The sequence below is a fragment of the Blautia sp. MSK20_18 genome (assembly GCF_020553125.1).
Taxonomy (GTDB): Bacteria; Bacillota; Clostridia; order Lachnospirales; family Lachnospiraceae; genus Blautia_A; species Blautia_A fusiformis.
The window spans coordinates 1-13980 of record NZ_JAJCGR010000008.1; the positions used below are offsets into that span (position 1 = coordinate 1).

13 protein-coding genes, 1 pseudogene and 1 riboswitch are annotated in these 13980 nt (G+C 45.8%); of the genes and pseudogenes, 4 read left to right on the top strand and 10 right to left on the bottom strand.

What is annotated here, in order from left to right; all coding sequences use genetic code 11:
• Window positions 1-163: 163 nt before the first annotated feature.
• The 8 genes and pseudogenes from LI091_RS06510 to pcrA all read right to left on the bottom strand — a co-directional run.
• Window positions 164-625, bottom strand: a pseudogene (locus tag LI091_RS06510) (virulence RhuM family protein); the annotation flags it as partial.
• An 87-nt stretch (window positions 626-712) separates the two neighbouring features.
• A complete protein-coding gene (rlmD, locus tag LI091_RS06515; RefSeq protein WP_186582415.1) occupies window positions 713-2206 on the bottom strand; it encodes a 23S rRNA (uracil(1939)-C(5))-methyltransferase RlmD in 1494 nt (497 codons plus the stop codon).
• 210 nt (window positions 2207-2416) lie between these two features.
• On the bottom strand, window positions 2417-2647 hold the full coding sequence (locus LI091_RS06520; protein WP_015526073.1) for a hypothetical protein: 231 nt from the start codon (window positions 2645-2647) through the stop codon (window positions 2417-2419).
• A 219-nt stretch (window positions 2648-2866) separates the two neighbouring features.
• Window positions 2867-3220, bottom strand: a complete 354-nt coding sequence (locus LI091_RS06525; RefSeq protein WP_044961569.1) for a CGGC domain-containing protein — start codon at window positions 3218-3220, stop codon at window positions 2867-2869.
• A gap of 36 nt (window positions 3221-3256) precedes the next feature.
• Window positions 3257-4012, bottom strand: a complete 756-nt coding sequence (locus LI091_RS06530) for an ABC transporter ATP-binding protein (protein WP_021651662.1) — start codon at window positions 4010-4012, stop codon at window positions 3257-3259.
• A complete protein-coding gene (locus LI091_RS06535) occupies window positions 4012-5097 on the bottom strand; it encodes a FecCD family ABC transporter permease (protein ID WP_227574163.1) in 1086 nt (361 codons plus the stop codon). Before LI091_RS06535 ends, LI091_RS06530 begins: the two co-directional genes overlap by 1 nt.
• 14 nt (window positions 5098-5111) lie before the next feature.
• Window positions 5112-6206, bottom strand: coding sequence for an ABC transporter substrate-binding protein (locus tag LI091_RS06540; protein WP_021651660.1), 1095 nt, complete (start codon window positions 6204-6206; stop codon window positions 5112-5114).
• A 106-nt stretch (window positions 6207-6312) separates the two neighbouring features.
• A riboswitch (cobalamin riboswitch) is annotated at window positions 6313-6603 on the bottom strand.
• 101 nt (window positions 6604-6704) lie between these two features.
• Window positions 6705-8948 (bottom strand): DNA helicase PcrA, encoded by a 2244-nt coding sequence (gene pcrA / locus LI091_RS06545; protein WP_044961576.1) that lies wholly within the window; start codon window positions 8946-8948, stop codon window positions 6705-6707.
• Between the two features lie 145 nt (window positions 8949-9093).
• Between pcrA and LI091_RS06550 the strand changes: the two genes are divergently transcribed.
• Window positions 9094-9714: a DUF1836 domain-containing protein gene (locus LI091_RS06550; protein ID WP_015526078.1), complete on the top strand. Its 621-nt coding sequence runs from the start codon at window positions 9094-9096 to the stop codon at window positions 9712-9714.
• 130 nt (window positions 9715-9844) lie between these two features.
• Here LI091_RS06550 and LI091_RS06555 read toward each other — a convergent pair whose 3' ends face one another.
• Complete coding sequence (locus LI091_RS06555; RefSeq protein ID WP_015526079.1) at window positions 9845-10162, bottom strand: YerC/YecD family TrpR-related protein; 318 nt, start codon at window positions 10160-10162, stop codon at window positions 9845-9847.
• Window positions 10163-10401: 239 nt separating this feature from the next.
• Here LI091_RS06555 and LI091_RS06560 point away from each other — a divergent pair, with 239 nt between their 5' ends.
• The 3 genes from LI091_RS06560 to LI091_RS06570 are packed head-to-tail and all read left to right on the top strand — an operon-like array spanning window position 10402 to window position 12559.
• The gene (locus LI091_RS06560; RefSeq protein WP_110102929.1) at window positions 10402-11091 is read left to right on the top strand and encodes a YesL family protein; all 690 of its coding nucleotides are present in this window, start codon (window positions 10402-10404) and stop codon (window positions 11089-11091) included.
• Complete coding sequence (locus tag LI091_RS06565; RefSeq protein WP_015526081.1) at window positions 11091-12032, top strand: TIGR01212 family radical SAM protein; 942 nt, start codon at window positions 11091-11093, stop codon at window positions 12030-12032. The genes LI091_RS06560 and LI091_RS06565 overlap by 1 nt, the downstream gene beginning before the upstream one ends.
• 14 nt (window positions 12033-12046) lie before the next feature.
• The gene (locus LI091_RS06570; protein WP_059086750.1) at window positions 12047-12559 is read left to right on the top strand and encodes a DUF4364 family protein; all 513 of its coding nucleotides are present in this window, start codon (window positions 12047-12049) and stop codon (window positions 12557-12559) included.
• Between the two features lie 28 nt (window positions 12560-12587).
• Here LI091_RS06570 and LI091_RS06575 read toward each other — a convergent pair whose 3' ends face one another.
• Window positions 12588-13910 carry a replication-associated recombination protein A gene (locus LI091_RS06575; RefSeq protein WP_265190953.1) on the bottom strand — a complete coding sequence of 441 codons (1323 nt, stop codon included), beginning with the start codon at window positions 13908-13910 and terminating at the stop codon, window positions 12588-12590.
• Window positions 13911-13980 lie beyond the last annotated feature (70 nt).

Here is a 13980-nt window from a genome sequence, read left to right on the forward strand (position 1 = left end):
ACGACATTGTTGTTTGATTTATATGTTGTGTTCATATTTATATTATACTATGGTTTATTAGTTAATACAATTACTATTTTGTCCATCTTCAATTACTTGCATAAATTCGATGGACGCGTCTTATATCCCCATAGCTGAAGCAAGGAGTTTTACGACGCATTGGATAAAACACTTTCTCGGATGCACGAATATCACGGATTCTCTCCAACAATTCCTTGAAATATCCACCGCCACCTAGATTTTTCAAACGATCATCATCTAAAGCAAAACCTTTTCTCATGTATTCTTTTAAAATCCCAGTTGCCCAAATTCTGAACTGTGTTCCCTGTTTTGATTTTACACGATAGCCAACAGAAATAATAACATCAAGATTGTAATAGTCTACATTGTAAACTTTTCCATCAGAAGCAGTTGTTGCAAATTTTGCAACAACTGAATCCCGCTGTAATTCACCTTCGATAAATATATTTTTAATATGTCTGGAAATGGTTGATTTATCTCTCTGAAACAATTCTGCCATCTGATCAATGGACAACCAGACGGTATCACCATCAAAAGTAGTTTCAACTTTCGTCAGACCATCCTCTGTCGTATAAATAATCATATCTGCTTTTTCTTTGTACATAAATTAATTTTCCTCCAAAATCAGATACATTATCAATGTGAACAATTTAAAAAATAGAAATTCAACACAGCCACTATGACAAAATCATTATTCTGCATCTTTACCATTTATAATACGGTAGTAATCATCCATATCCACGCTGAGTTTTACCGTGGTATCTGGTTTTCGGTTGCTCAAGAGGCACACGGTCTCAACATGAACGCCCTGGCAGAACTGATCCACTGCACAGGCGTGGGTCATCTCATATCCTGCCTCATAAAATGCCGGGAGGTCTCTCACAAGACTTGTAACTTTGCAGGAAATGTATACGATCTGGTCTACGCCGTAAGCCAGGATCTTTGGAAGGGCTTTGGGGTGAACGCCATCTCTGGGCGGATCAAGGATGATCATATCCGGTTTCTCCGGCACATCATCCAGAACCTTCAGCACATCCCCGGCAATAAAACGGCAGTTATCAATGCCGTTAAGTGCAGCGTTTTCTCTGGCGGCTTTTACCGCGTCTTCCACGATCTCCACGCCGATCACCTCGCTGGCAACGGACGCCGCAAGCTGGGCAATGGTGCCGGTTCCGCTGTAAAGATCAAACACTACCTTATCTCTGGTATCTCCTACATATTCCCGCACCTTGGAATACAGGATCTCCGCAGCCAGGGAATTTGGCTGGAAAAAGGAAAAGGTGCTGATCTTAAATTTCAGCCCAAGAAGTTCTTCATAGAAATAATCCTTTCCATAAAGGATCTTCGTCTCGTCGCTCTGTACCACGTCGGATAAAGAATCATTTAAAATGTGCATGATCCCCACGATCTTCCCTTCCAGCGGAAGCGCAAGAAGCTGTTCTTTCAGAGGCTCCAGATCATATTCTTCCTGGGTGGTGGTTACCACATGGACCAGGATCTCACCACTTGTGACGCCTCTTCGAAGAAGAAGATGTCGAAGATACCCCACATGCTGCAGCTTTTTATAGAAGCTGGCATTACGCTCCAGGAAAAACTCCCGCACACAGACCAGGATCTTCGTCATATCCGGATGGACAAGCTTACAGTCATCCGTATTCAGGATATCGTAAGTGCTTCCCTTCTTGTGAAGTCCAAGGGACAGCGGCCCATCCTTATACTCATCCCCAAAGGAAAACTCCATCTTATTGCGGTACCCGAACTCAATAGGACTGCCGTAGATCCCATCCCAGTGATATAAACGATCTGCAGCCTCAGCTTCTTCTGTCCCATCACCGTTCTTCCCGATCTTAGCCAGGCTCTCTCTTACTGCCCCATCCAGAAGTTCCCTCACCTGATGTTCCTTCATATCCTTCTGTGCCTCATAGCTCATGGTCTGGTACATGCAGCCGCCGCATGCCGGAAACTCCTGACAGGCAGGTTCTCTTGTTTCCAGGGGAGATTTCTCCAGGACCTCCAGAAGACGTCCTTCCGCCCGGCCGGAACGTTTCTTATTGATCATAAACCGGACTTTCTGTCCCGGGATTCCGTTTTTTACAATTACTTTCTGGTCATCAACCCAAACAAAACCTTTGTTTGGAAATTCCACTTTTTCTATAATACCTTCGTAAATTTCACCTTTTTTCATAAATCCTCTTTCTGTTTTATAACCAGCAGACAATAGTTCGAACATTCAGGATCCTCTTTACTGTCTGCTCATGAACGCCAGCATTTCACGGTCCGTCTTCAAAAATCAAGCCCCGGTATCGCGCCGGGGCTTCAATTATCCGCTTCTCATATTCATACATAACAGACAGCCATTCTGATCTGCTCAAAACAGCCTCTGCAGTGAAAGTTCTTACTCTTCCTCATCCTCGAAATAATCATCGAAGTCATCATCAAAATCTTCTTCAAAATCTTCCAGATAATCCGGAGCGAAGAAACGGTATACTGCAAACGCAATACCGGCAACAGCTGCAACAGCACCGATGATCGCCAGTACCCAAAGGACTGTGTTCTTATCTTTCTCTTCTTCTTTTTTCTTCAGTGTTGCGAGCAGTTCTTCAAGTTTTGTTGTATTTAAATTCATAACACTGCACCATCCTTTCTTTCTGTTCGGCTGTACTTTCTGTCAGTAAATCTGCAGCGCAGCGTTTTTTGAGGTCGCTGCACCCGAGCCTTTTTTTAATGTTCTTATTATACCACCATATGTCTGGTTTTACCAGAACTTACACAAATTTTCGCAGAAACATTCTGTAAAAAAATCGCCGTATTTCCGGCATTTCCGGAAAGATACGGCGGTTTTCTCTTATTCTTTATGGGTTCCTCGGATCACTTTGATCCCGCGTTCTTCTATCAGACCGCAGATCTGTGTTATCCGCGGACATTCCTTTTTTTCCTCATTCAGACGGCATACCCCGACATGGATGACGCTGATCTTTTCACTGACCAGCCGATCTGCCTTTTCCAAAATCCCCTCATCTTCAGCAGGTTCTTTTGCATTGGTTTCTTTGCATCCGTTGCATGTCATCACAGCTGCCAGAATCGTATCTTCCGGATAGCCGGAAAAAAAATCTCTTCTTTCCCGAAATGCAGACAGACATCCTGCCCTGGTACACACATCATTGGAATTAAGGCATGTCAAAATCCCGATCTTTTTCATCTTTTTCCCTCTATGCATCCCGCTTCACAGCCAGAATCATAAAAACAAAATATGCATCTTTCCGCGGCTGTCGTAAACGATCTCCGCTTCTACTTTATAGATCCTGCGGATCAGCTCCGGGGTCAGGACTTCTTCCGGCGTTCCGTAACCTTCCAGAACTCCGTCCTTCAGTACATAGATCTTATCACAGTATGCTGCTGCAATATTCAGATCGTGAATAGCGGAGATCACGGTTACATTAAGTTTTTTCACCAGCTCCATCAGCATGATCTGGTGGGTAATGTCCAGATGATTGGTAGGCTCATCCAGAATCAGTGCAGAGGTCTGCTGGGCAAGTGCTCTTGCCAGGATCACCCTCTGCTGCTCTCCTCCGGAAAGAGTGGAAAAGGTACGGTCTGCAAACGCCTCCATCTGTACGGTTTTCAGCGCTTCATCCACGATCTGGTAATCTTTTGCATTGTCCCGTTCCAGAGTCTTTTTATGAGGCGCACGCCCCATAAGAACCACCTCGCGGACCGTAAAATCAAAATTATAATAATTGTGCTGTGCCACCACGGCCATTTTTTTCGCAGAGCTTCGAACACTCATGGAATGAAGCTCCTCGCCGTCCAGATACACGGCTCCTGCGTCTGGTTTCAGAATACGGTAAATGCATTTCAGCAAAGTGGATTTTCCGCTTCCGTTTGGTCCGATGATTCCTACCAGTTCCTTATCCTGGGATTCCATGGAGATTCCCTTCAGGATCTGTCTGGCGTGAAAGCCAACCTGAATATTTTCTGTGGTGATCTTCATTACCGGGCACCTCCGAATCCATAGGATTTCCGCACAAGCAGATAAATAAAGCAGGGAGCACCGATAATGGATACCAGCACACCGATGGGCATCTCGGAATTTTTAAGGATCACACGACATGCCACATCGCACCAGATCAGAAACGATGCACCAAGAAGCGCACTTAAGGGGAGCAGTTTTCTGTGATCTGTTCCAAAAAGGATCCGGACCACATGAGGGATCACCAGTCCCACAAATCCGATTACACCGGCACAGTACACGGCAAATCCGATCATAACAGAAGCAACGATCAGATAAAAAGTCCGCAGTCTGTGCAGATCTGTTCCAAGGGTAATGGATACGTCATCTCCCAGAAGCATCAGATTCAGGTTCCGGTACTGCGTCCAGAAAACAGCCACGCACACCAGCGTGACCGGAAGCATTACGCCCACTCTGGTCCAGCTTGCTCCGGCAAGACTTCCCATGCTCCACTTCATAACTTCTGTTGCCGCATTTTTGTCATTGGTAATATAAATGACAAAATTGGAAAAAGCAGAACAGACTGCGCTGACCGCCATTCCCGCAAGGATCAGTTTTGCGGAAGTTGCCTTTCCACCCATGTTTGCAATGGCGATCACCGCAAAAGAAGTGATCATCGCGCCAATGAAAGCTGTGATTCCCACAGAGTTTCCGCCAAGAAAGCTTCCGATTCCAAGCATGATGGCCAGTGTGGCACCCAGAGATGCACCAGATGAGATACCCAGCACATACGGGTCTGCCAGCGGGTTCTGCACGATAGCCTGCATCACCACGCCGCACACGGAAAGAGCCATTCCAACTGCCAGAGCCAGAAGGACTCTAGGCAGCCGGATCAGCCACACAACATCATGAACTGCGCCTTCCGCATAGGCGGACAGACTTTTTATATGAAACAATTTATAAGCGATAACGCTGTATACATCCTTCAGTGACAGATCCGCATTTCCAAAAGTGATGGCTGCAAGTATGGAAAAAATAAGGAATCCTGCAAGTCCGATGAGAACTGCCACATACATGGATGTTCTGAGCACCTTATCTTTTTTTCTCTGTGAAGCTGTTTCTTTCACTGCATTTTCTCCGATCAGTCAAGATTTACGTCCGGATATAATCCCTTTGCAAAAGTTTCGATTCCGTCCTGGGTACGTGTTGCACTTGCATACATCTCACTGAGCATGATCGGGTAAACACGTCCGTTCTTTACTGCGTCAAGGCTCTTCAGGGACTCATCATCCTGGATCACTGCAAGCTGGCTGTTCTTAACAGTTTCCGGATCATCTCCTGCATATGGCATGTAAACCACAAAGATCACGTCAGGGTTGGCTGCGATGATATCCTCTTTTCCAACGGTGGAAGCATCCGGGTTTGCAAGAGTTGCGCCTAACTGTGTTACCATATCTCCGCCAAGGCTCTTTACGCCATAGTTTGTGATGTCATCTCCAAGAGGCTCCAATACCATTACGCTTGGTTTGTCTTTTACATCTGCAGTTGCAGTAAGAGTTTTATCGATCACTGCTTTTGCATCATCAACGATAGCCTGTGCTTTGTCCTGTACATCGAAGATCTTTCCGATATTTAAGATATCTGTGAATTCATTTTCCAGTGTTCTGTCGCCGTCCGGACGAGTATTGGTGTTGTAGTAGGTGTTGCAGCCTTTGTCGATCCAGTCTGTTACATTTCCCAGATTCTTATCAGAGAAAAGAGAGCTCCAGGATAAGATCATGTCCGGCTCCAGCATTGTTACAGTTTCAAGGGATGGGGTAAATTCGTCAAGATAATTTGTTTTTGAGAATGCTTCTTTGAGATCTTCCGGAACTTCATTATCAAGACCTGCGGTAGCTACCAGGTGGTCTTCCAGACCAAGTGCGAGCATAGTCTCAATGCTTCCCTGATATACAGCAAGGACTTTTTCCGGTGCTTTTTCATAAGTGGTTTCGATTTCGTTTCCATCGTAATCATAGGTTGTGATGGTCAGAGGATATTCTGTCTTGGTTGCCTCTGCGGAAGAATCTTCGGTGTCTGCAGACTCTGTACTGTCTTCTGCTGCCGGCTGGTTGTCTTCCTTGATGGTCTCGGAGTCTGCTCTCTCTGCGGCATAAACAGCCGGAGCTGCTGATACGGTCATTGCCGCTGCCATTACCATTGCCATGATTCTTGTGGATACATACTTGTTTTTCATTTCATTTCCTCTCTTTTCGCCTGTTTTATCTCCTGTTGCCTATGGGTAACCGAAAAGATGGGGCTTCATAAAATCTGCACGGAACACTTTGTACGGAAGCTCCGACTTACATACTGTCAAGCAGGTTTCCTGACTTACAGACTCAGAAAAAACTCCGCAAAATAAAAACTGATACACCATTCATCTTTTAGCCGATCATGAATGATGTATCAGAATTTTCTCCAGAATCTCTCTGACATCGGGATTTCGCCTTCTCACATGAGTTTCTGCAATGGCATGTGAAATCCCTTCTTCTGTATACAGTGGCCGCAACCGCTCAGGCTTTTTACCCGATTCCCTCCTCACAGTATCCGGCAGCATATGTGCCGGTGATACTGTTCACTTCACAGCAATTCAATTACGCTGATACTGATTCTAACATACCGGTTTTCCAATTACAACCTTGAGGCCGGATTTTTACAGTTTTTTGCAGAAATAGTCTGCCCGGAGAGATCCCTCTCAGATCTTCTTCAGCTTGGCAAAACCGGCGAACATTTTTTTCACGCCGACTTTGTCAAAGTCTACCGTCACTTCGTAGTCTCTGCCGCCGTCTGCGATATTTTTTACGATACCGACTCCGAATTTCACATGACGGACCGTGTCTCCCTCACCATAGTCCAGGCTGTCCGCCTTCTTCACTGTGAAATCTTTTTTCTGCAGGGTGCTCTTTGCCTGGAAATTCATTTTCATCTGGGCATAGGCGCTTTTCGGAGATACGATATCATCTACTCTGGGCTTTTTCTCCTGAATGGTATGTCCAAGATCTACCAGCTCCCGTGGAACCTCCCTTACAAAACGTGACACACGGTTATACTGAGTCTCCCCACGGATCATCCGCTGTTTTGCACAGGTTAAAGTCAGTTCCTTCATGGCACGGGTGATCCCCACATAACAGAGCCTTCGCTCCTCCTCGATATCCGACGGATCACCGGACCAGATGGAAGCATATCCCGGAAAAACACCGTCCTCCATTCCCACGATAAATACATTGGGGAATTCCAGTCCCTTGGCACTGTGAAGGGTCATCAGCAACACATAATCCTGATCCGGATCAACAGAATCGATATCTGCCACCAGTGCGATCTCCTCCAGAAATGCAGAAAGTGTTGCCGGCTGTCCGGCCTCCTCCATGGCTTCCTGGAAGGATTCTGTCTTGGAGATCAGCTCATCGATATTTTCGATCCTCGCCTGAGCCTCCTCCGTTTTCTCTGCCTCCAGTTCCTTCACATAACCGGTAAGTTCAATGACCTCTTCCAGGGTTTCACGGACTGTATAGGCCTCTGCCTTACTTTTCAGTCCCTGGATAAAGGATACAAAATCATTGATCTTTCCTGCTGCCCTGCCAATGGACGGTACTTCCTCCACCACGCGGAGCGCATCGTAAAAGCTCAGGTTCATCATATCCGCATAGTCCTGGACACGGCCGATGCTGGTGAGTCCGATCCCTCTTTTTGGCACATTTAAGATCCTGCGCACAGCCAGATCATCACTGGCATTGTCAATGGTCTTCAGATAGCTTAACAGATCCTTGATCTCTTTGCGGGCATAAAAGTTCACGCCGCCGACAATCTTATAAGGAACATTTGCCAGGAGAAATTTCTCCTCAAAGAGACGAGACTGGGCATTGGTCCGATAAAGTACTGCACAGTCCTTGTACTGGAATTTCCCGTTGCGGCGCCCCTGGATGATCTCTCCTGCAACATACTCCGCTTCCTCAAATCCGTTGTTGAACTGACGGAAATGTACTTTATCGCCCTCTTCGTTCTCTGTCCAGAGGCGTTTTTCCTTACGCTCTGTGTTGTTGACGATCACCTCATTGGCTGCATTGAGGATGTTCTGGGTAGAACGGTAATTCTGTTCCAGGCGCACCACCTTAGCCTCAGGAAAAACCTTCTCAAAGCCTAAGATATTCCCGATATTTGCTCCACGAAAACGATAGATGGACTGATCATCATCACCAACCACACAGAGATTCTTGTATTTCTCAGCAAGAAGACTTACAAATTTAAACTGGGCAGTATTGGTATCCTGATACTCATCCACCATAATATATTTGAAACGTTCCTGATAATAGTCCAGGATATCTGGATTATGCTGAAAAAGCTCCACAGTCTTCACGATCAGGTCATCAAAATCCAGCGCATTGTTTCCCCGGAGGATAGACTGATATTCCTTATACATACCGGCAATCTTCCGTGCATCCGGATCGCCGCCTGCATTCAGCTCCATCTCTTCCGGTGTGATCAGTTCATCCTTGGCATGGGAAATCTCAGCAAGAACAGCGCGTTCCTTGTAGATCTTGGTATTGATATCAAACTTCCGGAAGATTTCCTTCATGACTGTTTTCTGGTCGTCGGCATCATAAATGGTAAAATTACTGCCAAAGCCCAGCACCTCAATATGTCTGCGCAGGATCCTCACGCAGGCGGAATGGAAGGTGGAGACCCATACGCTCTCCGCACCCATTCCCGCAATTTTATTCACACGTTCCCGCATCTCACTGGCGGCCTTGTTGGTAAAGGTGATCGCCAGGATATTCCATGGGTTTACACCCTTTTCTTCCATTAAATAGGCGATCCTGTGGGTCAGCACTCTTGTTTTTCCGGAACCGGCTCCTGCAAGGATCAGAAGTGGTCCCTCTGTATGTACGGCAGCTTCCCGCTGCATAGGATTCAATGTGTCCAAAGCATCATGTATACTCATTTTGATCTCCATTTCTTTTTCCATATGAACAGTATCTTTATATACTATCATGACTTTACTTTCCGGTAAACCCACCTCTCTGAAAAAAAGTTTCTTTACAAGTAGTATTTAAAACTATATAATAAGGAGCAGAGGTGATAATGCGATGACAGAAAACGAAAAAGAAATGATGAACAGCATTTTTGCAAAAATTGCTGAGCTTGATTATATAAAACCCGATGAAATTCCCAATATTGCTCTTTACATGGATCAGGTCACAACCTTTATGGAAGATAATCTCGCTTCCACCAAGCGTCATCATGATGACAAGATCCTGACCAAGACCATGATCAACAATTACGCAAAGAACAAGCTCCTTCCCCCGCCGGAAAAGAAGCGCTATTCCCGGGAGCATCTGCTGATGCTGATCTTTATCTACTATTTTAAGAATATCCTCTCCATCAGTGATATCCAGACCCTTCTGGGACCGATCACCGAGAAATACTTCAAGTCCGTTACAGAAAAGGACATGACTTACATCTACCAGGAGGTTTTCAGTATGGAGCAGTCACAGATCCGTTACCTGGAAAAGGATCTTATGCGCCGTTTCAAAAGTGCCGGAGAAATTTTTGAGGACGCCGACCCGGAGGATAAGGAATTCCTTCACCAGTTTTCCTTTATCTGTCTTCTTAGCTTCGACGTATACATGAAAAAAATGATCATCGAAAACATGATCGACCACATGAATTCCTCAAAAGATACGGATTCCTCAAAAAAAGACAAATAATATCCGGAGCTCACATCCGGTCATAAACGTGCGTCGCCGGGCGCACCGAAAAAAAAGAGACAGACGCACGATCGCCTGTCTCTTTTTCGTTACAGCATTATCCGTTATCATCACGGTATGGACGTAAGCCTTATTCTGCTTCGCCGCCCTGCTCCCCGTTATCCTTCTTCATACGTGCAAATACCATCTCATAACCATCATTTCCATAGTTCAGGGAACGGTTCACACGGCTGATCGTAGCTGTGGAAGCTCCTGTTTTCTCGGAAATATCAAGGTATGTACGCTTATCAGTAAGCATCTTGGCTACCTCGAAGCGCTGAGATAAAGAAAGCAGCTCATTGATGGTGCACACATCCTCAAAAAATGTATAACACTCTTCCTTGTCCTTCAGGCACAGGATCGCTTCAAAAAGATGATCCACAGCCTCCGTCCTGATTTTTTTGCTCATTGTTACGCTCCTTTAAAATACATGAATTTCGTCTAATACAATACTGATATTTTAACACTCTAAATCGTGATAAGCAAGCCTTTTAGGAAAATTTAATAAACTATTTCTCTTTTTTGTCTTTCTATGGCGGACACATGATTTTCCCATTTCCACTGCCCCGGAAAACATTTGGGATTTGCTTTTTCTGCTGTGATTGGGTATACTTAAAATAATATCCAAAAGAAAAGGAGACTTATCAAATGAATCGTTTTTTCAACATGGACAACAAATTCTTCGTGTTCATGGGACGCGTAGCAGACCTGCTTCTTCTGAATTTTCTGTGCATCCTCTGCTGCATTCCGGTTGTCACCGCAGGCGCCTCCATAACAGCTCTCTACTATGTCACACTAAAGATGGCAAGAGACGAGGAATCCTATATTGCCCGCAGCTTTTTCCACTCCTTCAAACAGAACTTCAAACAGGCGACCATCATCAATATCATCATGCTCCTCACCGCTGCTGTTCTGTTTATCGATCTTCGGATCGCCAGAGTCGGAAGCGGAGCTATGTACAAAGGACTTTTCAGTCTGTTCATTGCATTTGCACTGATCTATGCGATGATCCTTCTGTACATTTATCCGATCCTTTCCAAATTTTTTAATTCCGTCAAGAATACCTTTGTAAATGCATTCCTGATGTCCGTCCGCCATCTTCCGCTGACACTTTTGATGCTTGTGATCTCTGCGTCCCCACTCCTACTGATGTGGCTTTTTGCTTATGTGAGCTACGCACGGTTTACATCCATCCTGATCATGCTTTTTATTCTGATGGGATTTTCTACGCTGGCGTACTGGAAATCGAAGATCTTTGTAAAGATCTTCGATAACTATATACCGAAAGATGAAAACGAAGAAAACGGCGAAGAGAAAAACGAACCGAAAGAGGCATAATGAAGCGCTGGAACGACAAGCCTTATCATTCTCTGGACTATATGCTCCGGGAGCGATACGGCGAAAAGGTCTACCGGGTTGCATTAAACGGCGGCATGTCCTGTCCCAACCGTGACGGCACCCTGGGCAAAAAAGGCTGCATCTTCTGCAGCCAGGGCGGAAGCGGAGATTTTGCAGCAAACGCCGCTCTTTCCATTACAGAGCAGATCAACACACAGATCAAAAGTCTCTCTTCCAAACGCCCGATCCATAAATATATCGCCTATTTTCAGGCATATACAAACACATATGCTCCTGTGGAACACCTGCGTAAGATCTTCACAGAAGCCATCTCCCATCCGGATATCGTGGCACTGTCCATTGGTACCAGACCGGACTGTCTGGGAGATGATGTACTGGATCTTCTTTATTCCCTGAACCAGATCAAACCGGTGTGGGTGGAGCTGGGACTCCAGACTATCCATGAAGATACCGCCAGATATATACGGCGCGGCTATCCACTGTCCTGTTTTGATACCGCAGTAAAAAATCTCCGCGCAGGCGGCATCGAAGTGATCGTCCACACCATCCTGGGGCTTCCCGGTGAAAGCCGGAAGGATATCCTGGAAACAATGGCTTATCTGAACGCCATGGATATCCAGGGGATCAAGCTGCAGCTTCTTCATGTACTGCGTGGTACAGATCTTGCCGCTGATCATGAAGCCGGTCTTTTCCGCACTTATGAACGGGACGAGTATCTGAACCTTGTCATTGACTGTCTGGAACATCTCAGACCGGATATCGTGATCCACCGGGTCACCGGCGATGGACCGAAGGATCTGCTGATCGCACCTTTATGGGCCAGCCGCAAACGAGAAGTTTTAAACCTTCTTCATCACCGGATGAAAGAAAGAGCAAGTTTTCAGGGAAAAGCTCTCGAAGCCCTTTCCCGCAGCCAGTAAAAAGGAGGATTCTTATGGCATCACCTTTTACAACCTATAAGCTTATTATTTTATATATGCTGCAGAATTCCGATGGGGATCTCACAAATTCCCAGATCACCGATTTTATCCTGGACCGGAAATACACCAATTATTTTCAGCTCCAGCAGGCAGTTTCCGAACTTGTGGAGGCAGATCTGGTGGAAATGTCTTCACAGTCCAACCGCAGTTACTATCGACTGACCTCCGAGGGAAAAAACACTCTGAAATATTTTTCCAAAGAACTTTCCTCTGACATCAAGAAAGAAGTGGAAGAATATCTCAATTCCCTCCACTGCAAGATCGAAGAACATCTCCTGACTCCTGCAGATTACTATCCCACCAAAGAGGGTAGCTACTCGGTACGTCTGCGGATCATCGAAAGCGGCGTCAGCATCGTTGATCTCAGCATCAATGTGCCAAATCTTGCTGCTGCACAGTCTGTATGTGAAAGCTGGCCTTATAAATACCAGAATGTTTATGACAAAATAATGGAGGAGCTTCTCTGAGAGGCTCCTCCGTTTTACTTATATTCATTTATTTCGCTTCTTCGTGGATCTTCTTCATATGCTCTTTCAGTTTCTTTTCATATCCCATATCACTGAGCTCGTAAAAATGTTCTCCTTCGATTTCTGATGGCATATACTGCTGTTTTACATAGTGGTTCGGATAATCATGGGCATATTTATATCCGATACCATGACCCAGACTTTCGTGGCCACCATAATGGGCATCCTGCAGATGCACCGGAACGGTTGTCTTCTTCGCCTTCACGCAGCGCATGGCTTCCTGTATGGCATTTACTGCAGAATTGCTCTTGGGTGCACAGGCCATATAGGTAACTGCCTGGGAAAGAATGATCTGGGACTCCGGCATTCCCACACGTTCCACTGCCTGTGCTGCTGCCGTTGCCACGCAGAGGGCCTGGGGATCTGCGTTTCCGATATCTTCGGAAGCAAGGATCATGATCCTTCTTGCGATAAATTTCACATCTTCTCCTGCATAGAGCATTTTTGCCAGATAATAGACTGCCGCATCCGGGTCGGAGCCTCGCATGCTCTTGATAAAGGCAGAAATGATATCATAATGATTGTCCCCGTTCTTATCGTAGCGCACCACCCGCTTCTGGATACACTCAGAAGCCACCTCAAGGGTCAGATGGATCTTACCGTCTGTATCACGGGGTGTGGTGAGGATTCCCAGTTCTATGGCGTTTAAGGCGCTTCTGGCGTCTCCTCCTGCCATATCTGCCAGAAACTCCAGAGCATCCTCCTCGATCACCGCCCCATAGCTTCCCATTCCACGTTCCGGATCGTTAACCGCACGCAAGATCAGTTCCTTTATCTCCGGTATCTCCAGGGACTTCAATTCAAAGATGATCGATCTTGAAAGAAGCGCTCCGTTTACCTCAAAATATGGATTCTCTGTTGTGGCCCCGATAAGAATGATGGTTCCGTCCTCCACAAAGGGAAGAAGATAATCCTGCTGTCCCTTGTTGAAACGGTGGATCTCATCAATGAACAGAATGGTCTTTTTTCCATACATGCCGAGATCGTCCTGTGCCTGCTTTACAACTGCTTCCATATCTTTCTTCCCTGCTACGGTTGCATTGATCTGGGTAAAGCTGGCGCTTGTGGTATTGGCGATGACTTTTGCCAGGGTGGTCTTTCCGGTTCCCGGAGGGCCGTAAAAGATAACAGATGTCAGCTTATCCGCCTTTATGGCACGATACAGCAATTTATCTTTTCCTACGATGTGCTGCTGTCCCACCACCTCATCCAGCGTTCGCGGACGCAGCCTGGATGCAAGAGGTGACTCCTGATCCAGCGTTTTTGACTTTGCGTATTCAAATAAATCCATGGCTTTCACTCCTGTATTTTCTGTAAAAAGCAGATATTCACGATCCGTATTCTTTTCATAGATCTGTATC